Below are 21886 nucleotides of genomic sequence, written 5' to 3'. Positions count from 1 at the left end.
GTTTAGAACAATAGACATATAGGCATTCGTTGAGCTTACGTATCTATTGTTCTAGATGTCTATTTTATTAATATTTTTCGCTTATCTTTTCGATGGTTAAGATCAACGCAAGGCCAGCGACGGCAAGCGCAATACATGCCAGCGTATTCGGGTCTTGACCGTACAGCGTACTGTATTGCGCAGGCAGAATGTTGGCCTGACTCAATGGCTTTTCGATACCACTGGAGTTCACGTAAGTCGTAAGCACTTGTTTCCAAGGCCACAATAAATTAAGCGAGCCCAGCAAAAAGCCAGCTAGTAGCGAGAACGTTACTTGCTGATAGTGCGCCAATAGCCAGCTGAGTAGACGCGAAAACGACATTAACCCCACAATACAACCGAGTAAGAATAGACTCACTAAGCCAAATTCAAGCTGGTTCACCGCACTGAGTACATGGCCATACATACCCAGCAACAGTAGAATAAAGCTCCCTGAGATCCCAGGTAAGATCATCGCGCAAATGGCGATAGCACCTGAAATAAAAAACATCCAATGAGATGCTTGCGCTTCAGCCGGTGAAAGGGCAGTAATAGCAAAAGCTATGATAGCACCGACTGCGCAGGCGATAATATTTTGGCCACTCCAATGAGAGACCTGTTTTGCAACATAGATAAAAGATGCGACGATAAGACCAAAGAAAAATGACCATACCAGTGTTTGGTGTGCCTCCAATAAATAAGTGATCACCTTCGCCAAAGACGCTGCACTGATGAGCAAACCAGAAAATACCGCCAGTAAGAAGCCACCATCAATGTGCTGCCAAGTGGCTTTTAGACCGTCACGGCGCAATGTGCTCAAGGCCTGTAAATTTACACTTTTAATGGCATTTAAAAAACGTGCATAGATACCAGTAATAAAAGCGATGGTACCACCAGAAACGCCCGGGACCACATCCGCAGCGCCCATTCCAGCCCCTTTTAAAAACATAAAGAGATAGTCTCGTTTGCTATCTTTGTACTGCACAAATTTCTCCTTTCATTTTCACTGCCGAGCAGTTTAACCCAAAAAATAGCGACAGCTAAAGCTTTCACTTAACTGGTCGATAACAAATTATGATGTTTTATGCGCTTGTACCATGATCATAAGAACGCTTTTATTACTCGCAACCTCTATATCCATCACGACTTTTGCAGCAGAGCACATTGATGCAGCACCGCTTGGTTCTCTTTATCAGCAAGACGCTAATCGCTTCTACGAGCCATCGCAGCTAATCAAGCTGGAAAGTGAAAATGAAAGCTTTTATGTGTTTCATCAAGAATATATGGCAGCCGCTCGCGAAGGCATCGTGATCTTATTGCCCGACATGCAAACTCCACCGCTCAATAACAGCGGCATAAGCTTTCTTGCAAAGCGATTAAGCGACGATGGTTATGATACTTATACCCTCACTCCGCCCGATCTTTCTTATGCACCGAGTTTGCTGGAGCAAGACATCGTGCTCCCCGACGCTGAAAAGCCTGTTCAGAAACTGATTTCACCCATTTCTGAATCAAATCTCGATGAATATAAAATGGCCTTGGTCAGCCGCTTCGAGGTACTTTATAACACGCTATCCATGACTCAAACAGAAAAGTTGGTGGTTGTCGCATTTGGTAATAGCGCAGGTTTATTCGGTGAGTATTTAGCAACACTGCCCAACCTACGTATAGATGCATTTGCCGTTGTTAGCCCACAATTGCCTAATGCAACACGGCAAAAGCATCTGGCATCCAACCTTTCTCTGATAAGCCCTGCTTTGCTGGATGTTTACTACAGTTTTGACAATCCAATTGTGGTCGATAATACGCAGGATAGAGCGCGCTGGGCAAGAAAGAATAGTAAGCTTGATTATCGCCAACGGGAGCTTTTTGGAGAAAAAACCGATCCTCTCCAACATCAAAGACTCAGAAAGGAATTACTCGGCTTTTTACGCGTCTTATAGTTTTCAGGTTAGCTCTTTTTTAAATATTCATAAGCAGACTGAATGTCTTGGCTTTTGCGCTTTGCCACTTCCATCATATGCTTAGGCAAGCCTTGTGACACCAATTTATCAGGGTGATGCTGCGACATCAATTTGCGATAGGCTTTTTTGATATCACGCTCATTGGCCTCTTCACTCAACCCCAGTACAGCCAGCGCTTTAGCACGGTTTAAGCCATTATCTTGTGATGCCGGTTGACGGCCGCCCTGTTGCTGGTGTTGGTGTTGCGATCTCCCCGACGCCTGCGAGCGGCGAAATTCAAATTCTGCTTGGTAGCGCTTTAGCAGGAATAAAAAGTGGGTTTCTGCAAAGCCTAAATACTTACTAACCTGTTTAAGTAAGGCCTTCTCCGCGTCAGACACATGACCATCACAAAATGCCATTTGAATCTGAATTTCTAAAAACAGCTGTCTCAAATCATAGCGTCTAGCAAAAGCCTCTTTAAAATCAGTCACAGCCTCTTTTATCGAAAAGTCACCGCTTTTTCCCGCTGTAAACGCATGTTGCGCTTCTTTTCGCTCTTCACCCTGCAAGCCCATTTCACTCATAAATGCAGACGCGGCTTGAATGTGGATTTCGCTGACACGACCATTAGATTTTGCAATATGTCCCATCACAGAAAAACAGCTGGAAAAGAACAAAGCTTGGCGCTCATGTAAATCTTCACCTTTCATGAAACCTTGAAAGCCACCGACCTTATCAAAATCCTGACGCAAACTTTTATCAAATAAATGGCCGAGATAAAAACCTAAAATAGCGCCTAACCAACGACCAAATAAAAAGCCGAAAATTGTGCCTAATAACTTACCCCACATCGCTATATCCTAACTTATCATTGATCATTTTTAGTCGCTCCGGCGTGCCGATGTCGTCCCATGCGCCTAAATACAGTTCAGTAGAAACTTTATGCTGCTCAAGCCCACTGCGCAGCAACGGCCCTAGTTTTATAAAGCCAGCCCCAAGCTCGGCAAAAAAACTTTGGTGATATTTACCAATGCCGGACAAGGTATACTTTTGCTGATTGAGCGGCTGATGGGCAAGACAAAAGTCGCCTTCAGGGTTATGTTCGGGATTTTCTACCAATACAATGTGCGCTTCGCAATGGCCCTCTGCTGCGCTGCCGAGCTGTAACTGCACCAAGCTGCTAACATCATAGTCCGTAAAAATATCGCCATTGAGTACAATAAAGCTGTCATCCTGTTCACATAACATCGGCAGAGCTTGAATGATTCCACCTGCGGTTTCTAATCCCCCCTCAGGTTCATCACTGTACTCAATATTGACACCAAATTGACTACCATTACCGAAATAGTCTTTTATCACCTGACCTTGCCATGCAAGATTTATCACGATATCGCAGATCCCAGCCGCTTTTAAGCGCTCGAGATGGTGCTCTAGTAGTGGTTTTCCTGCAACGTTAAGCATAGGTTTTGGTTGGTTTGCGGTCAGTGGCATCATACGTTTACCACGACCAGCAGATAAAATTATCGCTTTCATTATTACTTCTATTTTGTGCCTAATTTGGCCTGAGCTTGAGGCATTATGTCATTCTCTAGCCAGCTTGCAAGCCACTGAAATTCTTTATACTTATTCGCCACTTCAACGAGGTAGTGTAAGGTTGGCAAAATATTTTCTAAGTACCCGCCTTTGCCGTCTCGCTGCAATAGGCGAGTAAAAATTCCGGCCGCTTTAAGGTGCCTTTGCATCCCCGTTAAGTCAAAGTAATGTTGGTAGGTACTAAAATCCATACCGCCTAATAAATTTGCCGCTTTTAAGCAATCAAAGCTATGTTGCTGAAGCTCAGTTAACTCATGTGCATCAAGGCGAGTATAACAATCCCGCAACAAAGAAACCGCATCATAAGTGACAGGTCCTTGTACCGCATCCTGATAATCAATGAGATACCACTGAGACTGATGACATATCAGGTTGCGACTATGAAAGTCTCGATGCATCGTAACCTGCGGCTGACGAGTCATCGCATCAACGAGTTTCAACTTCACATTATGCCACTGCACTTGTTGATATTCGGTGGGTGTTAAGCCAAGCCATTTTGTTACAAGCCACTCATAAAAGATATTAAGTTCCATATCAACGAACCCAGCATCATAGGGTTTCATCCATTCACTCTTTGGTGTTTTGGCTATTTTAGGAATAAGCGCTATCAACGCACGATAGTCCTCTAGCCGAGAAGGCAATGCCAACCTATCGGCCAAATGCTCAGAACCCAAATCTTGTAACAGTAACAGCCCTTGCTCTTCTTTACGCGCAAGGATTTGTGGCACATTGAGCCCTTGCTTTGCAAACACCGTATTTAAACCAATAAAAGGGGCATTATCGAGTTTATCGACCGGTGTCTCCATTAAGATCCACGACTTCGTTTGTTGTTTGACGCGATAATAACGGCGGAAACTGGCATCCGAGGTGATAGCCTCACATGTAAAATCGTCGCTTTGTAGTGTTTGCTGAATAAACTCGACGCGCTGGTTTTGACTATTCATGGATTTACTATTACACCTTCTACTTGTAAATATTTAAATGCTACTGTATTTCCGACAGTTTTCATTTATCATGATGAGCTTATTATTAAATGCTCAGCTAATAGGTTATTAAATGCGCAAAATTTGGGGCTTGGCTGTATTATCCGCTATTCATTCTACAGCTTTTGCTAATACGAACATTGTCGCCGCACAATGTAAAGACTATATGCAGCCAGAAAACTGGAAGCCGTTAGCCTCTCTGCCCAAACATGCCATTGATATCGTTGCCGATGACTTAGAACTACAAGGTACTGATAGTGCTGAGTTTTCGGGCAATGTGGTGATTAACACTGAAACCATGAGCTTAGAAGCTAGACGTGCGCTAATCGATAAAAAAGAAGGCCTGCTCAGCGCTTCTGGACCACTACTCTATCGTGATCAATTTACCAAAGTTCACAGTAATGGGCTATTCGCGGATTTAAATGCTAACACCGTGAGCTTGCTTGGTGCTGAATATGAATTAACAGACCAGCAGGGCCGCGGTGGTGCAGAGAAATTGCATGCCTCAGGCAGCAAAATTTCACTCGACAACTCCAGCTTTACCACGTGTCCTGCTGATGACCCATTTTGGAGTATCGAGGCAAGCAGCATTGTACTTTCTCGTGAAGACGGTTGGGGTGAGACCTATAATACGGTGTTCAAAATTATGGACACGCCTATTATTTATTTACCCTATTTTACATTTCCAATCGATGATAGACGAAAATCTGGCTTGCTGACGCCAACAATTTCTAGCTCGAATAAGTTTGGTTTAGAGCTGATCACCCCTTATTATCTCAATCTAGCCCCTAACTATGATGCGACCTTAACGCCAAGATACATGGCCAATAAAGGATTTCAGCTTATTACCGAGTTCAGATATCTAACTGAACAACATCAAGGTAAAATCGGGGTGGAATATCTCAGTAAGGATGATTCAGAGCCGCAGCTAGACGATCGCTATTTAGTGCATTGGCAACAAAAAAGCTATTTAAGTGATAAATGGCGCGCATTTGTTGATGTCACCAATGTGAGTGACGATAACTACCTCACTGACTTAACATCCGAGTACGCCAACGAAACCGACACCCAATTGTATCGTACCGGCAGTTTGAGTTATCTAGGTGACGACTGGTTGGTTGACTTAAAACTGCAAGATTTTGAAGTATTGGGTGATCATAGAGAATCCTACACTGCACTACCGCAAATTAGCTTCCGTACACGTGACAGTTATGAACTTGTTGGCCTTGATTGGGACTTTGAGGGTGAGTTTGCCTATTTTCAAAATGATACATTGGCAATCTCTGAAGCATCGAGGTTACATTTAGAACCTCGCGTGTCTTTTTCGCGCAGCGACTACGCTTGGTCATTTACCTCAGAAGCACGTCTACTTCACACTCGCTACGAACAAAATATAGATGCCCCCGATACAGACTATGAAGAGTCCGTCACACGTACCTTGCCAAGTTTACGAGTACATGGACAACTGAATTTTGAACGCAGTACCGAGTTCTTTTTTGAACAAGGTACACAAACACTTGAGCCACAAATTCAGTACCTTTACACACCGCACAGAGAGCAAAGCCAAATTGGCTGGTACGACACGGCTAAGTTACAAGATGACTTCATTGGTCTGTTTAGAGCACGCCGCTACTCAGGTTATGACCGTATTGCAGAAGCCAACCAATTCACCGTGGGGGCAACCACTCGTGTATTCGATAGCAGCAATGTCGAACGCTTTAACTTCAGTGCAGGTCAAATCATTTACCTCGAGTCATCTGTAAAGCCTTCTGAACAGCTGTTTACTGATGATACTAACTATAATGCACTGTTTGCCGCCGAATCCATGTTACATTGGCATAAGCGGTGGTACCTTTCGGGTGGGGTACAATATGACGTGGATAGCAAAGAGTTAGTGCAGTCTCACTTTACCCTGGACTATAAAGGAGACAACAAGCAGTTAGTACAATTGAACCATCGTTATATTAATGATGTCTCAGACTATGAAATTGACCAAGTCGGTCTATTTACAAGTTTACCAATTGACGATAACTGGCAATTTGTAGCAAGCTATCACCGTGATATGACAGCAAACAGAAGCGTTGAATCCTTTGTGGGTGTTCAATATCAGTCTTGTTGTTGGGCCATTCAGGTGACTGCGAATCGTCAAATTGAAACAAACTTAAACCAAACACTTACCAATGATGAAGCAGTGTTTGATTCTGGCTTCAGCCTGAAATTTGTCCTTACAGGGCTTGGAAGCCAAAGCAGTGGTGATGCGAGTAAACTCCTTCAACAGGGTATTTTTGGTTACCGTAGACCGTATTTTTTGAATAAATAGAATTTAGAAAGCCGTATGAATTTAAAAAAGTTGTTATTAGTGGCCTCATTAAGTGCAGGCCTGTTTACTCAAGCACATGCTGAGCGTGTAAAGCTAGATACTGTTGTTGCCACGGTAAATGATGGTGTAATTTTACAAAGCGAAGTCGATCAAATAATAAATCGGGTTAAAGAACAGGCTGAGCAACAAGGCACAGAACTTCCTAGCGATAGAACATTACGCTTGCAAGCCATCGATAAACTCATTGAGCAATCTTTAATGTTGCAACTGGGTGATCGCATGGGTATGCAAATTTCTGATGCACAATTAGACCAGACCATTGCAAATATTGCCCAAGATCAGGGCGGTACTATCGCTGACTTACGTCGCTCAGTGGAAGCGAGTGGCGAAAGCTTTCAGGCATATCGAGAAGAGATCCGTAAAGAAATAACCACAAGCCAAGTGCGTCGTGCTAGCGTTGATCGCCGTATTTATATTAGCCCTCAAGAGGTTACTAACCTACAAAAAATCTTGAGTGAGCAAACTGGTAGCTCAGAAGAATACGATATCGGCCATATCTTGATTAAAATCCCAAACAAAGCGACCCCAGAAGAGATTGAAGACGCTCGTGAGCGTGCTGATAACGTGATTAAATTTTTGAACGAAGGCAAAGAATTTAAGCGTATCGCAATTGCCTCCTCGAGCGGCTCAAAAGCGCTAGATGGTGGTCAACTAGGCTGGATGGGGATTAACGAAATGCCAACCTTGTTCGCTGAAGCGATTAAAGGCGCGAAAAAAGATGACATCGTTGGTCCACTGCGCTCAGGCGCGGGTTTCCACATTCTAAAAGTACAAGATATTCGTGGTCGTGAAGTTGTTGAAACTGTCGAGGTGCGTTCACGTCATATCTTAATCAAGCCGTCAATTATCCTAAGTGAAGAAAAAGCACGCTCGATGCTAGCGGGCTTTGTAAAAGACTTGCGCGCAGGTACCGCTAACTTTGCAGAACTGGCTAAAGAATATTCTGAAGACCCAGGCTCTGCACTTAAAGGTGGTGAATACGATTGGACAGATCCGACTACATACGTACCAGCGTTTAGAGACACTTTGTTGTCGCTAGAAAAAGATCAGATCAGTGAACCATTTAGAAGTACATTTGGCTGGCACATAGTACAACTGCTAGATAAACGCGTAGCCGATAAAACAGAACAAGCCAAGTTAAATCGCGCACACCGTCTGCTGTTTAACCGTAAATTTAAAGAAGAAAGCTTTAAATGGATTAAAGAAATGCGTGACCAAGCGCATATTGAAATTATCGAAACGGAATAACGGCTATGACACTCAGAATCGCAATTACACCAGGTGAGCCTGCAGGTATTGGCCCAGATCTTGTTATCAAACTGGCTCAGCATGCATGGCCTGCTCAGTTGGTTGCGGTGGCTGATAAAAGCATTCTAGAAAAACGTGCCAAAGAACTTGGTGAGCAAATCAAGTTACTGCCATTTGATAGTGATGCTACGCCTGAAGCGGCACCCGCTGGTGCCATTTACTACCTTCAAGTAGACAAAGGTGCTGAAGTGGTCGCTGGTCAATTAGATGAAACTAATGGCCATTATGTGCTCGAAACCTTGCGCATTGCCTCTGAAAAAAATATGGATGGGACATTCGCAGCGGTAGTCACGGGCCCTGTTCATAAAGGTATAATTAACCAAGCTGGGATCTCGTTTAGCGGTCATACTGAGTACTTTGCACAGCAGTCTGATACCGCTGATGTCGTTATGCTACTCGCAACCGAAGGGCTGCGTGTAGCGCTAGTAACGACGCACATCCCACTGGCGTATGTATCAAAGGCGATTACGCCTGAGCGTCTCAGCAAAGTCATTCATATTTTACATCACGACCTACAAACCAAGTTTGGTATTGAACAACCAAGAGTATTAGTTTGTGGATTAAATCCGCACGCTGGAGAAAGTGGTCATCTTGGTCGTGAAGAAATAGAAACCATTGAGCCAACACTGGAAATGCTGAATAAACAAGGCATGAACTTGGTTGGACCGCTGCCAGCTGACACCCTTTTCCAAGCTAAATATTTAGATAATGCTGATGCTGTGCTTGCAATGTATCACGATCAGGGCTTACCTGTGTTAAAATATAAAGGTTTTGGAAACTCAGTAAACATCACCCTAGGATTACCTTTTGTTCGCACATCGGTCGATCACGGTACAGCGCTTGATTTAGCCGGCTCTGGTGATGTTGAAGTGGGTAGTTTTGAATTAGCGATCCGCGAAGCAATTAAGCTCGCAACCAAAAAAGCACAGAATGCATGACAGATAAAGTACATCTCGGACACAGAGCGCGTAAACGCTTTGGTCAAAACTTCTTAAATGACAACAATATTATCGACAAGATAGTAACTGCTATCGACCCAAAACCTGAAGACAATCTGGTTGAGATCGGTCCTGGTTTAGGTGCTATCACTGAGCCAGTTTGTGATTTAAGTGGTCACCTAACCGTTGTAGAACTCGACAAAGATCTTGCCGAGCGCTTGATCCATCATCCATTCTTGGGACCTAAATTAACGGTTCACCAAGGTGATGCGATGAAGTTTGACTTCTCTTCTTTAATCAAAGAAGGGGAAAAACTAAAGATCTTTGGTAACTTACCTTACAATGTATCAACCCCTTTGCTATTTCACCTATTTGAATTTGCCGATCAAGTCGAGCATATGCACTTTATGCTGCAAAAAGAAGTGGTTAACCGCATGGTTGCGGGCCCGGGTAGCAAAGCCTTTGGCCGCTTAAGCGTAATGACGCAGTACTATTGTCACGCTATTCCTGTGATTGAAGTACCGCCACATTGCTTTAAACCTGCACCAAAAGTTGACTCGGCCGTTGTTCGATTGATCCCAAAAGATCCGTCACAACGTACAGCTAAGAGCACTAAACTTTTGAATACTGTATGTTTGGAAGCGTTCAATCAACGTCGCAAAACACTAAGAAATAGCTTATCGAACCTGTTAACCGAAGAGCAGTTGCGAAACTTAGGTATCGACCCTACGCTTCGCGCTGAGAATCTGTCGCTTAACCAGTTTATTGAAATTGCAAATTGGATATATGACAACTCAAACTAATATTGGCTCACCGATCAAAGTATCGGTGGAGACCTTTTACGTTGAAGCGCAATCACAGCCTGAAAAGGACAAATATGTGTTTGCCTACACAATTACCATCAAAAACCATAGCTTATGTAACGCTAAGCTACATAGTCGCTATTGGCTCATTACCGATGCGAATGGCAAAGAGACCGAAGTAGAAGGCGATGGTGTTGTTGGTGAGCAGCCTACCATTCGTCCTGGTGAAAGCTATCAGTACACCAGCGGCGCGGTACTCGATACCCCAGTTGGTACGATGGAAGGCTATTATTTAATGCGTAATGAGTTTGGCACCGAGTTTAAAGCGCCAATCAATGTATTTAGACTCTCCTGTCCAAATATTTTGCATTAATATCGTTTTTATTGTGCGGAAGCGGGTTTGCCCGCGTTCCTCATACATGTTAGACATCGGAATAAAAACATCGAGTTATAAAAAACACAGGTAATAGATGGCAAAATACGCAATTGGAGACTTGCAAGGCTGCTTCACTCCACTCATCGGGCTACTCGACCAAGTCGACTTTAACCCAAGCCAAGACCATTTATATTTTGTCGGTGACATCATCGCCAGAGGGCCTGACTCACTTGCTTGCCTCGAGTTCCTCTATCAACATGCTGGCTCTATTAGCATTACACTCGGCAATCACGATCTCCACTTTTTAGCTTGTCTTGCTTTGGGAACCGCTGCGAACCCAAAAGATAATTTAGACGCGGTTTTTGCTAGTCCTAAATGCCAGAAATATGCTGACTTGTTACGTGCACAGCCCCTCGCTATTTGGCTTGAAACGCAGCAAACTTTTATTTCTCATGCAGGTATTCATCCAAGCTGGAGTATTACGCAAGCGCTAGAATATGCACGCTTTGCCGAAGCTATTTATCAATCAACAAAAGCCCCTGAGTTTTACGCAAATATGTACGGCGCTCACCCTGGACTTGAACTCGATAAGCTCAGTGAACAAGATAAGTTTAAAGCCATTGTTAACGTCTTCACTCGAATGCGCTTTCTAAAACAAAATGGCGAACTGGATCTTAAGAACAAATCTGGCCTAAAAGATGCTGCTGATCTCACTCCGTGGTTTGAACTCAGCCAAACACCAGCCGACACTACCCTACTTTTCGGCCACTGGGCTGCTTTAGAAGGCGAAACTAACAAAAAAAATATTATTGCCCTCGACACCGGCTGCGTGTGGGGAGGCCCTATGACGATGGTAAATATCGACAGTGGCGAAAAGTATCAGCACAGTTAACCCGTTTAGCGGCCCTAAATCGACGATAAGGTAAACACTTACTTCAATTTTTATTAAACTGAACTACACTCGAAGAAAACCTGAAGCTTTTATTTTTATCCGTTGAGCTGCTATTTTTTGTAATCCGACCTTTTTTACTGAAATTTTTTGTCACATCTGCTATAAAATACTTAACTTATCCGCAATAAATCCGATAAGTATCCGTATTGCTTTGTAAATTTTGTAGGACAGCTATGAATTTGACTGTTAGCCAACGTATTTGGGGTGGTTTTATTACCATCACTTTGTTGCTTCTTCTTATCGGGGGCAATTCTTTATTAAGAATTGCAAACATTGACAACTCAACTCAGCAGGTTAATAACCTGTCTCTACCTGCGCTCTCGAAGAGCTCTGCGCTGCAAGTAGAGTTCACTTTAATGAGCAAAATGGCTCAGGGAAGTTTTTACGCGCGCTCAGAGACTGAGCTGGCGACGCTTAAACAACAATTCACTGAGCGTCAGAAGATCTTTGACAAAACCTACTCTGAGCTGCAGCAGGTCGTTGCCGCTAATAATAAACTAGCCTCAAGCAGCCGTGATGTTGGCAAAAGTTACGATGCTTTCGTCAAAGCGATGAACAGCTTGCTAAACGAGAAAACATCTGAGCTTTCGCTACGCGACAAGTTGAAAGAACAGCTATCAACTATCGATATTGCCGCAGAAGATGCGACAATGGTGACAGTTGATATTATCGATCTGGATGGCTTGGAAGATGCTGACAAGCGCGCTTTTCAAGCTGCAAATAACTTAGAAAACAACTTTTCTTCGGTTGTAACCAGCGCCAACGATATTGTCACTGTTGAAGATATCAATACGCTGGAAATTGTAAGTAGAGATCAAAGCTATCTCGTTGAAGAGTTAGGTCGTAATATTGATTTAATTCGCGGCCCAGTTAGCACACTAGATAGTAGTTTGTTTGCTGATCTCGAAGGTTATTACACTAACTTGAAAGATGCCGTCACTGGCAGTAATAGCATCGCAGAAAATCAAAAACGCTTGATCAATGCATTAGCCGAAACGCGTAAAGAATTATCAGACGCAGAGAAAACCACAAAAGCCGCTCTATCTCAGCTAGATGACTTACTCTCTGAAGCAAGCCAAGTCGCCTTTAACTTACAGCAAGGCGTACGTGCCGATGTAGGCACAGCAAACCTATGGACTTGGATTGGGATGATTGTGGCAACGCTAATGGCCGTGGGTGTTGCTTACATTACCGTTAGCCGAATCACGAAACCACTATCGGAAGTAAACCGAGTTTTAAACATTGTCGCCAGTGGCGATATGACACAGCGCTTAGATGATACGGCAAAAGATGAGTTTGGCGAACTATCTAAAAGTTGTAACACGCTGATCTCAAGCTTGCGTGAACTTATCACTGGCATTATTTCTCGTTCAACACAGCTCGCTGCAGCGTCCGAAGAGACATCGACCATCACAACAGAGTCAAGCCAAGCAATTAAGAATCAGCAGGCGCAAGTAGAGCAAGCAGCTACCGCTACAACTGAGATGAGTAGTACGTCCCACGGTGTGAGTAACAGCGCGCATCAGGCATTACAAGAAATTAAAAATGCTGATAAAGAAGCTGAGCGTGTCAAAGGTATCTCACATGAGAACAAACATACCATTGAGCAACTCGCAAGAGAGGTAGATGAAGCCTCTCGCGTGATTAACAAACTACACCAAGACAGCGCGTCGATAGGTAGTATTTTGGATGTTATCCGTGGCATTGCCGAGCAGACTAACCTCCTTGCACTAAACGCAGCAATCGAAGCGGCCCGTGCTGGTGAACAGGGTCGTGGCTTCGCTGTGGTAGCAGACGAAGTGCGCTCGCTTGCAAGTAAGACTCAAGAATCGACTCAAGAAATTCAAGCAATGATTGAATCCTTACAAGCTGGTGCCGAAGAAGCTGTAGGTGCAATGTCGAAAGGCAAACAGCAGGCGGAGTCATGCGTAACTCAGAGCGACCTTGCTAATGAAGCACTCAACTCTATTACTGCTGCCGTTTCTCAAGCCCACGATGTGAGTGAAGAGATTGCAAACGCTGCGAATGAGCAACAGCAAGTAGCACAGGAAATTAGCGAACGTTTAGAGTCGATTGTAACCATTGCAGAGCAAACAGCTGAAGGGGCAAGCCAAACTTCAATTTCCAGTTCTGAGGTTGCTAAACTCGCCGAAGAGTTACGCTTATCAGTAGAGCAGTTTAAAGTATAAATACACAACGATGAAACACTCATGGATTGCATGGGCGTTTCATCACCTTAAGTGATACTAAAAGCTCAGTTAATAAAAAAGCCGCTCATTAGCGGCTTTTTTCATGTAGTCTCGTCATTACGCGATAGACGGATACTCACGGTATGCTTTTTCAAGCTTTTTAGCTTGCTTTTTAGATACACCAATATGCTCTAGCGCCACTCTTAAACGCGCACGAGAAAGGTCTGAGCCTAACACTTCCATCGCATCTACTACTGAAGTCGATGATGTTTTGCCTGTAATAGCAACGAAAATAGGCTCTAAGAACTCTTTTATCTTCAACTCATGGTGTGTCGAAACGGCCTTTGCGATAGAGAAGATCTCAGACTTGTTCCACGTACGCAGCTTTTCCAATTCCCAAATAAAGAATTGCAGAGCTTGACGAACCACTTCTTCGTCCGCTTTGCCAGCCGTTAATAACGCGGGATCGTATTCAGGTAAACCCGCTACAAAGTGACCGGCTAGCCCCACCAAATCAGATAGCGTGTTGATACGCGCTTTGGCTTCAGGAAGTACGCGAGCCAACATATCACCGTTAAACTTCCAGTCAACAAAGCGCTGGATAAGCTCGGCATCGGTTAGGTTTTCGCGGATCCACAGACCGTTTAACCAGTTAAGCTTGTCGATATCAAAGATAGGCCCACCAAGTGATACGCGTTTCATATCAAAGTGTTCAATCATCTCAGCCAAAGTGAACTTTTCACGCTCATCCGGCATTGACCAACCCATACGACCTAAATAGTTAAGCAGTGCTTCTGGTAAGAAACCCATTTCTTTGTAGTAGTTAATTGAAGTTGGGTTTTTACGCTTTGACAGCTTAGACTTATCAGGGTTACGAAGTAGCGGTAAGTGACCAAGTACAGGCGCTTCCCAGCCGAAGTCTTCGTACAACTTTAGTAGTTTAGGTGCAGAGTTGATCCACTCTTCACCGCGGAAGATATGGCTTATCTTCATGTGGTGGTCATCTACTACGTTCGCAAGGAAGTAAGTTGGGAAGCCGTCAGCTTTCAACAATACTTGCATGTCTACGTTTTCCCATGGGATCTCAATCTCACCGCGCAGGTAATCATTAAATTTAAATGTGCCATCTTCTGGGATCTTCATGCGGATAACGTAAGGCTTGCCTGCTTCAAGGTTTGCCTTTATTTCTTCTTCAGATAGACGTAAGCCACGGCCGTCATATTTAGGACGCAAGCCTTCTGCCATCTGCTCTTCACGCATTTGGTCTAGCTCTTCAGCCGTTGCAAAACAGTAAAACGCTTTACCATCATCTACAAGCTGCTGTGCAAACTTTTTATATAAGTCAGAACGCTCTGATTGACGGTATGGACCAAACTCGCCACCTACATCCGGACCATGATCCCAGTCAAGCCCTAACCAGCGCAAGCTGTCCATGATAGCTTGCTCAGACTCAACAGTACTACGTACCTGATCGGTATCTTCAATTCGTAATACAAACTCACCACCTTGCTGCTTCGCAAAGCAATAGTTGAATAAGGCAATATAAGCCGTTCCTAAATGCGGATCACCTGTTGGAGAGGGTGCAACACGAGTACGGATAGTCATCAAAATTCTCTTAAAAATAGATTAGTCGATTAATGGCGCTATGCTAGCATAGCGCCTGATTAGCGCATAGTAAGGCGCGTGAATTAAGCTGCTTTTTCAAGCTTTTCTAGATAAGCAACAATGTCATTGGATTCGTACAACCAAGTGACTTTGCCCTGCTCTTCGATTCGCAAGCATGGCACCTTCACCTTACCACCCTGCTCTAGCAGCTCTTGGCGATATTGCTCATCATTTTTGGCATCACGGGTTTCAAGCTTAAGCCCTTCACGCTTGGCTGCACGGCGCACTTTGACGCAAAATGGACATGCCTTAAATTGATATAACTTTAAGTTTGCCGTCATTGCATCTAGCTTTTGCTGTTGTTCTGCGGCACGTTTTTTACTGCGTGGGGTAAAAATAAAATCAAAAAGTAAAATCAGACGTCCTAAAAACCATCTTACAAATTGCATAACGTTTCCCAAACCTTTGCTAAATTCGCTAAAAAATAGGTTGGGGAGTTTAGCATAATCTTTAAGCGCTATATATAAGGTGAGTTTAAAACAGTTCTATTTCCACGCATGCGTATTGTGATTCAGTTAACCCTAAGGTGAGGTAATTTGTGACTTGGTTTCTGCCATGCTCTTTGGAATGGTAAAGCGCTAAATCGGCTTTATGAACTTGCTCTGAAACTTGTAGTGTATCGACCACTTCAGTAAAACCTAGGCTCACAGAAACATGCTCTACTTGCGGAAATCGGCTGGAAGCTATTGTACTTCTCAAGCGCTCAAGTGCTACTGCAGCAGAGTCATCATTGCGACTTTGAAATAGCACCGCAAACTCCTCTCCGCCGTAGCGAAACACATAGTCTTCTGCTCTAAAGTTAGCTTTGATCTTTTGCGCTACCAACAGGATCACTTCATCGCCAATCACATGACCAAAATTGTCGTTTACCTGTTTAAAGTGATCGATATCTACCATCGCTAAATACCACTTGCGGTCTTCACTGTCATCACGGCATACCGTAAACCCGTCCCCATTGGTTATTTCCATCACTTTTTCATCAAACGTTTGGCGATTGAGTAGATCGGAGAGCGGATCGATACGAGCAAAGTACAACGTTGCCATTTGATGTGCAAAAACAGTGAGTAAGTGCTTCATTAAAGTCGCAGTGGTTAGATTTACTTGGCCTTCTATATATAAAAAACCAACGAGCTGAGCTTGGTGATAAAACGGGATGACACTATCGCCGTGGTATTGTATGAGATGTTTGTCGTCTTGGCGCTGCTGTAATTTATCTACCACCGCATCCACTGGCCCCACCACAACACAAAAGTCGCGATGGCTCACAAATATGGATTTGGGGACTTCTTTTTCCGATAAGCTTTTGCTGAAATAAAACGCGTAACTTTCCTTACAAACACCGGAGATCACCCGTTCAAGTGCCTGTGTTAACACCAGTTCACTCTTTTGCGCTAAAAGCTCTAGGGCCAACTCATGACCACAAGGTGAATAGCTGATAGACATTCAAGACCTCTTAGCAAACGCGACTCTAATAAGTGTAGAACAGCTATCTGAATTTACTGCAATTTATATCGTATTTATCGCATCTTGATGATCAGGCTGGTTTAACACAACTAAATTATCACGATGAATAATTTCCTCCGCGCTCTCACAACCAAGGCGCTGCGCAAACTCACTGCTGTGGCAGCCAAGCACAAGGCTGAGCTCTTGATTATCTAGACTGGTCAACCCTTGTGCTTTGAGTTTGCCTTTTTGACAAAATACCTGTACCAACTCACCACGCTGAAATTGGCCTTCAACGGCAATAATTCCCTTGGCGAGTAAGCTTGCACCTTGGTGACATATCGCCTTGATAGCCCCACTATCACAAATTATCCTGCCTGTTGATTTAGGGCCAGAAAGCAACCAGCGCTTGCGTCCTCCAACAGGCGCGTCAAACTTCAAAAACGTCGTGCTTGGTGCGGTTTGGTTGAGTACTTGCGGTAAAATGTCATATTCGCTGCCTTTTGCTATCACGACATCAACGCCTGCTCGTTGAGCAATGTCCGCCGCTTGTAGCTTCGTAGCCATGCCACCCGTGCCAAGCTGTGTACCACTGCCACCCGCTAGTGCTCTAAGCTCATCATTTATATGTGTTACTTGCTCTATTAACTGCGCATCTGGATTGGCTCTGGGATCCGCAGTAAAGAGACCATGCTGATCGGTGAGTAATACCAATTTATCAGCATTTGCTAAAATTGCGACGTAGGCTGAGAGGTTGTCGTTATCGCCAACTTTGATTTCAGATGTTGCCACTGCATCGTTTTCATTTATGATTGGCACAACATGATGCTCTAAAAGCTTAGTGAGCATGTCCCGTGCCGTTAGATAACGTTCGCGGTGTTCAAGATCGGCTCGTGTCAGTAGCATTTGCGCCACATTGACGTCGTAAATACTAAACAATGACTGCCATAAATGAATTAATTGGCCTTGCCCAATCGCAGCCAACATCTGTTTTTCAGCTAGTGAATGACCAATTGGTTGCTGTAATACACCGCGCCCTGCGGCCACAGCACCGCTAGAGACAACAATGACCTGGTGGCCTGCTTGGCGTAACGTTACACACTGCCTTACCAGCTCAACAAGTCTGGGTTTGTTTAAGGTCTGGCTGCCTGCAGTTAAAACACTTGTGCCGAGCTTGATAACAATGGTTTGTTTATTGTTTTTGGTCATAGTATTTGTTGGTTTTTACAGCGATAGGCTTTCGTTATACCACGGACCTTCCCCCCTCCCAAGTAATAATACCAATTGCATTAACTCTCCAACCAATTTGAAGGGTGAAATACCATATTAGCGTCGTTAAAAATTTCTCATTTAGAACAACTAAATAGCAAAATTTTTGCCTTGCCTATATGGATATAGGTACCTTAGCGGTAGCAGGACGCGAGAGCGGTGCTACTAAAGCTATTCCTCCGCTTCAAATAGCTCATTTAATTAATACAATTGGTATAAACTCATGAATTTTATTTCTAACTCAGAGTGAATTGGTATAATCCGCCGCACTGATTTCGATCAAGGCTTTTTTGCACCGTGTGTGAGAGAGTGATCACTGTTCAATTAAGAATAACTAGCTGAGTTCAGAATGAAAAAACACAAAAAGAACAAAGAGATTATGATGCTGCCTTTGCTGTTTGTGGTGATCTTAATGTGTGTGGGTGGCCATTTTATTTTGCAACCTAGCTACAAAGACAGCCACATAGTTGAGTATTCTCTAGCTGCACTGCCATTTTTAATGTTCGCCATTGTGATTGTCGCTATCAAAATAGCTATAAAGGCAGATAACGATGAAAGCAATGAAGGTGAGGGTTAGAATATCCCTCACATTGGTTATAGAGGATAATAACCAAACCACAACGGGGTAAGCGGTGTTGATTGGCCACTGTGCGAGAGCTTGATATTTAAGTTTTGATCAAATAAATCAATCGCAAAGCAGTCATCCACATCATGTAAATCGTCTTTATGAATATGGCTAAAGCCGTTAAGCAAAAACGTTTTTGCCTTCTCTTTTGCTTCATCCGCATTCGTTGCAACGAACAGCCCAAAGTCATGCGCCTCAACTAAACTATCAGGCTTATATCCTCCCAAGTTCACAAAATACAAATGCTCAGCTTGCTCAACACGCTCTTCGGTAAGTTCAATAGCATAGCCATCGGCATGTTCAATGATTGTGTAGCTATCCATATGCACCGAGTTTTTATCACCAACCCATTGCTGCTTTAATTTTGGATAAGCTTCTTCAATTGTATTTGCCGCGACAAAGCGCACATCATGCATTTCAATATGGCAACCTTGAATACGGCCGCCTAGGTATACAACAAACAACTTCACTTTGACACTCCACTCCTTTAAAACCCAAGTATACTCTCAACTCAAAGACTTGGCTTTATTGAGTTAGATGATTATTCTGAATAAACACTCTCAGTGAAGGACAATATAATGAAAAAAACATTCCTCGCGCTTTTGGCTAGCTTTAGCCTGTCATCAACAGCTCAAGTAACCGTAATTCACAATGTAAATGGTTATACACCGACTAAATCACAGCAAGTTGAGCGCTTTTCTTCTTTGGTCATTAAAGACGGTAAAGTCGTAAAAACGAGTCCAAAGGATCTCAGCGCCCAATATCCGAGTGCAACCAAATTTGATGGTGAGGGAAAAACCCTATTACCTGGTTTAATTGATGCACATGGCCACATCATAGGCCTTGGCAACAATTTACTCACACTCGACGTACGCGGTAGCAAAACCATTGCAGAAGTAGGAAAGCGGCTTAGCCACTACGCAAAAACCCATGAAGGTGAATGGATAATAGGTCGAGGCTGGGATCAAACCTTATGGCCCGGCGGACAGTTCCCAACCGCAGCCGATCTCGACAAATACGTAAAAGATAAGCCCGTCATGCTCACTCGAGTAGATGGTCATGCTATTTGGGTAAACTCAAAGGCGATGGCGCTTGCCAACATTTCGAAATCAACAAAGACGCCTGAAGGCGGTGAAATCATTACACTGAATAGCGGTATGCCGAGCGGAATTTTTATCGACAAAGCGGAAGATCTTATTCGCACTCATGTCCCTGCTCAGTCGGATGCACAGGTAAATAAGGCACTGAATAAAGCCGGAGAACACTTGCTGAGTCTAGGCATTACCTCAGCCCATGATGCCGGGATTGACTACACTACGTGGCAGGTTTACCAAGCACGCGCTAAGGAACACTCAATGCCTCTACGTGTCTACGCTATGCTCAGTGCAAGCTCACCTAAACTCGCGGAGATGTTAGACGCCGGAGTAATCAAAGATACACGAGATCAACTCTCTATTCGTAGTGTAAAAATTTATGCTGATGGTGCACTTGGCAGCCGAGGTGCGGCACTTATTCGCGACTATCATGATCGCAAAGGCCACAAAGGGCTGATGCTCGAAAATCAAGCGACGCTTGAAGCATTGATCACCCAAGCCATACGCAGCGGCTACAGCGCACACACGCACGCCATTGGCGATAGAGCGAATCGCATCGTGCTCGACTCATACCAACACGTTTTTAAAAAAGCAGGTGGCAGACTGCTCAGAAATCGCATTGAGCACGCACAAATTGTCCATCCAGATGATATCCCCCGCTTTAAGACGTTAGATATCATTCCATCAATGCAGCCTGTTCATGCCACATCTGATATGCATATGGCCGAAAAGCGCCTAGACGACAAACAACTTAGCGGCGCTTACGCATGGCAAACATTCTTAAAGCAAGGAAGTAGAGTGGCGGCGGGTTCTGACTTTCCAGTGGAGCTTGCAAACCCCTTCCATGGTCTGCATGCCGCAATCACCAGACAAGACCATCAGGATTTACCCAAAGATGGCTGGCGCCCAACAGAAAAGCTAAGCAGAGAACAAGCACTACAAGCATTTACTGTTGATGCTGCGTATGCCGCATTTCAAGAGTATAAACTGGGAAGTTTAGAACAAGGAAAGTGGGCCGATTTTATTTTAATTGACCAAGATTACTTTACCGTAACCGAAGATAAAATTGATGATATTAAAGTCGAGCAGACGTGGATTGCAGGTGAACTTAAATATCAGCGTTGATCTTTTTGTAATTTAACCAAGTGGTAGGTGTTAACTAGTGCCAATAGACCATTAGTTAATGCCACCGGCCAAGCTTGTATAAGTGCACCATAGGCAGTAAAACAAATACAACCCATTAAATTGAACCAACGCAACTTAGCAACATCGCTCATCATCAAAGAAACGACCAAAAAAGCAGAGGCTAAATAGCCTAAATATTCCCAACTCATTTGTCCTCTCCCCTAAGTTGCGTTAGCATATAGTTTATGCTCGGATTTACGTATCGAGCAGAATAAAAAGGCTAACCCACAAGCCCCTAGAAATTAGCACCAATAAATTAGCTCTAACACGGGAAGTGGGGGTTTAATGGTAATATCGTTTATTAAATTCTTCGCCACAGCGCTGAGATAAAACCGATACTACTTAAACGGTGTGAGTTAGCGTAAAACTGAAAAATTCATGCTAACGTCATTATAGTTTAATAAATAGGACATTTGTCCGAAGAGCCATCTAGATGTTTCAATATCATTTTTCAACCAATTTGGTCGAACAGTTACTCGCTTTTGCTGGTAATAGTTTTCAGCACAGCAAAAAAGAAGTCTTGATCCACCAAGATGAACCATTGAGTAAACTCATATTGGTGACCAGTGGTACTGTGTCTTTTAGTTATGATGTCGGTAACGGCCGCCGCTTATTGCTCGGTCAGCTGGACTGTAACAACACGCTAATTGGTGAAATCGAAGCGCTGAATCACCAGCCTTGTATTTATACCGTGACTTGCTTGAGTGATGTAACCTATCACCTCATTGAGCTAAAATATTGGCGAAAATTACTACTAGAGCAACCGGAACTGAGCCTATATACCGCGCAGACCATCGCCGCTAAGTTTACTGAAAATCAAAAGATAAATTTAGACAAGTTGCTGCTCCCGCTTAGTTACAACATCGCTAAAGATTGCTTATTACGTGCCGAGAATTCAAATCCAACTTTACTTCGTGCCTACTCAACGGTAAGTGCTGAAGCCGAAAGATTTGCGACCACTGAGCGTGCATATCGTCGTGTGGTCAGTGAATTGGTCGAAAAGGGCTTGATAGTACGCAGTAGTGAAGGCTTAAAGCCGGTCGATATTGATGCGCTTGAGGATTTTGTTGATAGCTTCGCGCAAGCTTAATCTTTCTCGATAAGAATAACTAGGGCGAG

21 protein-coding genes are annotated in these 21886 nt (G+C 43.8%); 11 read left to right on the top strand and 10 right to left on the bottom strand.

Annotated features, from left to right (window positions below; all coding sequences use genetic code 11):
* Positions 1–67: 67 nt before the first annotated feature.
* On the bottom strand, positions 68–1003 hold the full coding sequence (locus L1D50_RS04765) for a DUF368 domain-containing protein (protein WP_239965621.1): 936 nt from the start codon (positions 1001–1003) through the stop codon (positions 68–70).
* Positions 1004–1115: 112 nt separating this feature from the next.
* Here L1D50_RS04765 and L1D50_RS04760 point away from each other — a divergent pair, with 112 nt between their 5' ends.
* On the top strand, positions 1116–1961 hold the full coding sequence (locus L1D50_RS04760; protein ID WP_128728581.1) for a DUF3530 family protein: 846 nt from the start codon (positions 1116–1118) through the stop codon (positions 1959–1961).
* Between the two features lie 8 nt (positions 1962–1969).
* Here the strand turns inward: L1D50_RS04760 and djlA are convergent, their stop codons facing one another.
* Genes djlA through L1D50_RS04745 form a run of 3 tightly spaced genes read right to left on the bottom strand, consistent with a single transcriptional unit; the run spans position 1970 to position 4501 of the window.
* Positions 1970–2815 carry a co-chaperone DjlA gene (gene djlA / locus L1D50_RS04755; RefSeq protein ID WP_138521981.1) on the bottom strand — a complete coding sequence of 282 codons (846 nt, stop codon included), beginning with the start codon at positions 2813–2815 and terminating at the stop codon, positions 1970–1972.
* Positions 2805–3497 (bottom strand): N-acetylmuramate alpha-1-phosphate uridylyltransferase MurU, encoded by a 693-nt coding sequence (murU, locus tag L1D50_RS04750; RefSeq protein WP_128728583.1) that lies wholly within the window; start codon positions 3495–3497, stop codon positions 2805–2807. Before murU ends, djlA begins: the two co-directional genes overlap by 11 nt.
* Before the next feature lie 8 nt (positions 3498–3505).
* Complete coding sequence (locus L1D50_RS04745) at positions 3506–4501, bottom strand: phosphotransferase (protein ID WP_128728584.1); 996 nt, start codon at positions 4499–4501, stop codon at positions 3506–3508.
* Between the two features lie 112 nt (positions 4502–4613).
* On the opposite strand from L1D50_RS04745, the gene lptD reads away from it, so the two are divergent.
* The 7 genes from lptD to L1D50_RS04710 all read left to right on the top strand — a co-directional run bounded on the left by lptD (position 4614) and on the right by L1D50_RS04710 (position 13486).
* Positions 4614–6860 carry an LPS assembly protein LptD gene (lptD, locus tag L1D50_RS04740; protein WP_239965620.1) on the top strand — a complete coding sequence of 749 codons (2247 nt, stop codon included), beginning with the start codon at positions 4614–4616 and terminating at the stop codon, positions 6858–6860.
* Between the two features lie 15 nt (positions 6861–6875).
* The gene (surA, locus tag L1D50_RS04735) at positions 6876–8168 is read left to right on the top strand and encodes a peptidylprolyl isomerase SurA (RefSeq protein WP_239965619.1); all 1293 of its coding nucleotides are present in this window, start codon (positions 6876–6878) and stop codon (positions 8166–8168) included.
* A 5-nt stretch (positions 8169–8173) separates the two neighbouring features.
* Positions 8174–9166: a 4-hydroxythreonine-4-phosphate dehydrogenase PdxA gene (gene pdxA, locus L1D50_RS04730; RefSeq protein ID WP_239965618.1), complete on the top strand. Its 993-nt coding sequence runs from the start codon at positions 8174–8176 to the stop codon at positions 9164–9166.
* Positions 9163–9969: a 16S rRNA (adenine(1518)-N(6)/adenine(1519)-N(6))-dimethyltransferase RsmA gene (rsmA, locus tag L1D50_RS04725; RefSeq protein ID WP_010606006.1), complete on the top strand. Its 807-nt coding sequence runs from the start codon at positions 9163–9165 to the stop codon at positions 9967–9969. Before pdxA ends, rsmA begins: the two co-directional genes overlap by 4 nt.
* On the top strand, positions 9953–10342 hold the full coding sequence (gene apaG, locus L1D50_RS04720) for a Co2+/Mg2+ efflux protein ApaG (protein WP_010374721.1): 390 nt from the start codon (positions 9953–9955) through the stop codon (positions 10340–10342). The genes rsmA and apaG overlap by 17 nt, the downstream gene beginning before the upstream one ends.
* Positions 10343–10439: 97 nt before the next feature.
* A complete protein-coding gene (locus L1D50_RS04715) occupies positions 10440–11237 on the top strand; it encodes a symmetrical bis(5'-nucleosyl)-tetraphosphatase (protein ID WP_138521985.1) in 798 nt (265 codons plus the stop codon).
* A 233-nt stretch (positions 11238–11470) separates the two neighbouring features.
* Positions 11471–13486, top strand: coding sequence for a methyl-accepting chemotaxis protein (locus tag L1D50_RS04710; RefSeq protein ID WP_128728589.1), 2016 nt, complete (start codon positions 11471–11473; stop codon positions 13484–13486).
* 117 nt (positions 13487–13603) lie between these two features.
* On the opposite strand, the gene gltX is transcribed toward L1D50_RS04710, so the two are convergent.
* From gltX to proB, 4 genes are all read right to left on the bottom strand, one after another.
* On the bottom strand, positions 13604–15091 hold the full coding sequence (gltX, locus tag L1D50_RS04705; RefSeq protein WP_239965617.1) for a glutamate--tRNA ligase: 1488 nt from the start codon (positions 15089–15091) through the stop codon (positions 13604–13606).
* Between the two features lie 83 nt (positions 15092–15174).
* Complete coding sequence (locus tag L1D50_RS04700; protein WP_128728591.1) at positions 15175–15540, bottom strand: glutaredoxin; 366 nt, start codon at positions 15538–15540, stop codon at positions 15175–15177.
* A gap of 85 nt (positions 15541–15625) precedes the next feature.
* Positions 15626–16594: a GGDEF domain-containing protein gene (locus L1D50_RS04695; RefSeq protein WP_138521987.1), complete on the bottom strand. Its 969-nt coding sequence runs from the start codon at positions 16592–16594 to the stop codon at positions 15626–15628.
* Positions 16595–16657: 63 nt separating this feature from the next.
* Complete coding sequence (gene proB, locus L1D50_RS04690) at positions 16658–17803, bottom strand: glutamate 5-kinase (RefSeq protein WP_138521989.1); 1146 nt, start codon at positions 17801–17803, stop codon at positions 16658–16660.
* 409 nt (positions 17804–18212) lie between these two features.
* On the opposite strand from proB, the gene L1D50_RS04685 reads away from it, so the two are divergent.
* On the top strand, positions 18213–18440 hold the full coding sequence (locus tag L1D50_RS04685) for a hypothetical protein (protein ID WP_128728594.1): 228 nt from the start codon (positions 18213–18215) through the stop codon (positions 18438–18440).
* A gap of 17 nt (positions 18441–18457) precedes the next feature.
* Here the strand turns inward: L1D50_RS04685 and L1D50_RS04680 are convergent, their stop codons facing one another.
* Positions 18458–18958 carry a DUF1543 domain-containing protein gene (locus L1D50_RS04680; RefSeq protein WP_128728595.1) on the bottom strand — a complete coding sequence of 167 codons (501 nt, stop codon included), beginning with the start codon at positions 18956–18958 and terminating at the stop codon, positions 18458–18460.
* Between the two features lie 108 nt (positions 18959–19066).
* Between L1D50_RS04680 and L1D50_RS04675 the strand changes: the two genes are divergently transcribed.
* On the top strand, positions 19067–20707 hold the full coding sequence (locus L1D50_RS04675) for an amidohydrolase (RefSeq protein WP_128728596.1): 1641 nt from the start codon (positions 19067–19069) through the stop codon (positions 20705–20707).
* On the opposite strand, the gene L1D50_RS04670 is transcribed toward L1D50_RS04675, so the two are convergent.
* Entirely contained in the window at positions 20698–20916 is a 219-nt protein-coding gene (locus L1D50_RS04670; protein ID WP_010379202.1) for a YgjV family protein, read from the bottom strand. The genes L1D50_RS04675 and L1D50_RS04670 overlap by 10 nt on opposite strands.
* A gap of 284 nt (positions 20917–21200) precedes the next feature.
* Between L1D50_RS04670 and L1D50_RS04665 the strand changes: the two genes are divergently transcribed.
* On the top strand, positions 21201–21857 hold the full coding sequence (locus tag L1D50_RS04665) for a Crp/Fnr family transcriptional regulator (protein ID WP_128728597.1): 657 nt from the start codon (positions 21201–21203) through the stop codon (positions 21855–21857).
* Positions 21858–21886: the final 29 nt, after the last annotated feature.

Origin of the sequence: Pseudoalteromonas sp. Isolate6 (genome assembly GCF_022398435.1) — a bacterium.
GTDB lineage: Bacteria > Pseudomonadota > Gammaproteobacteria > Enterobacterales > Alteromonadaceae > Pseudoalteromonas > Pseudoalteromonas galatheae.
The sequence above is the reverse complement of the archived record's forward strand: the minus strand, read 5'-3'. Positions and strand labels throughout refer to the sequence as shown.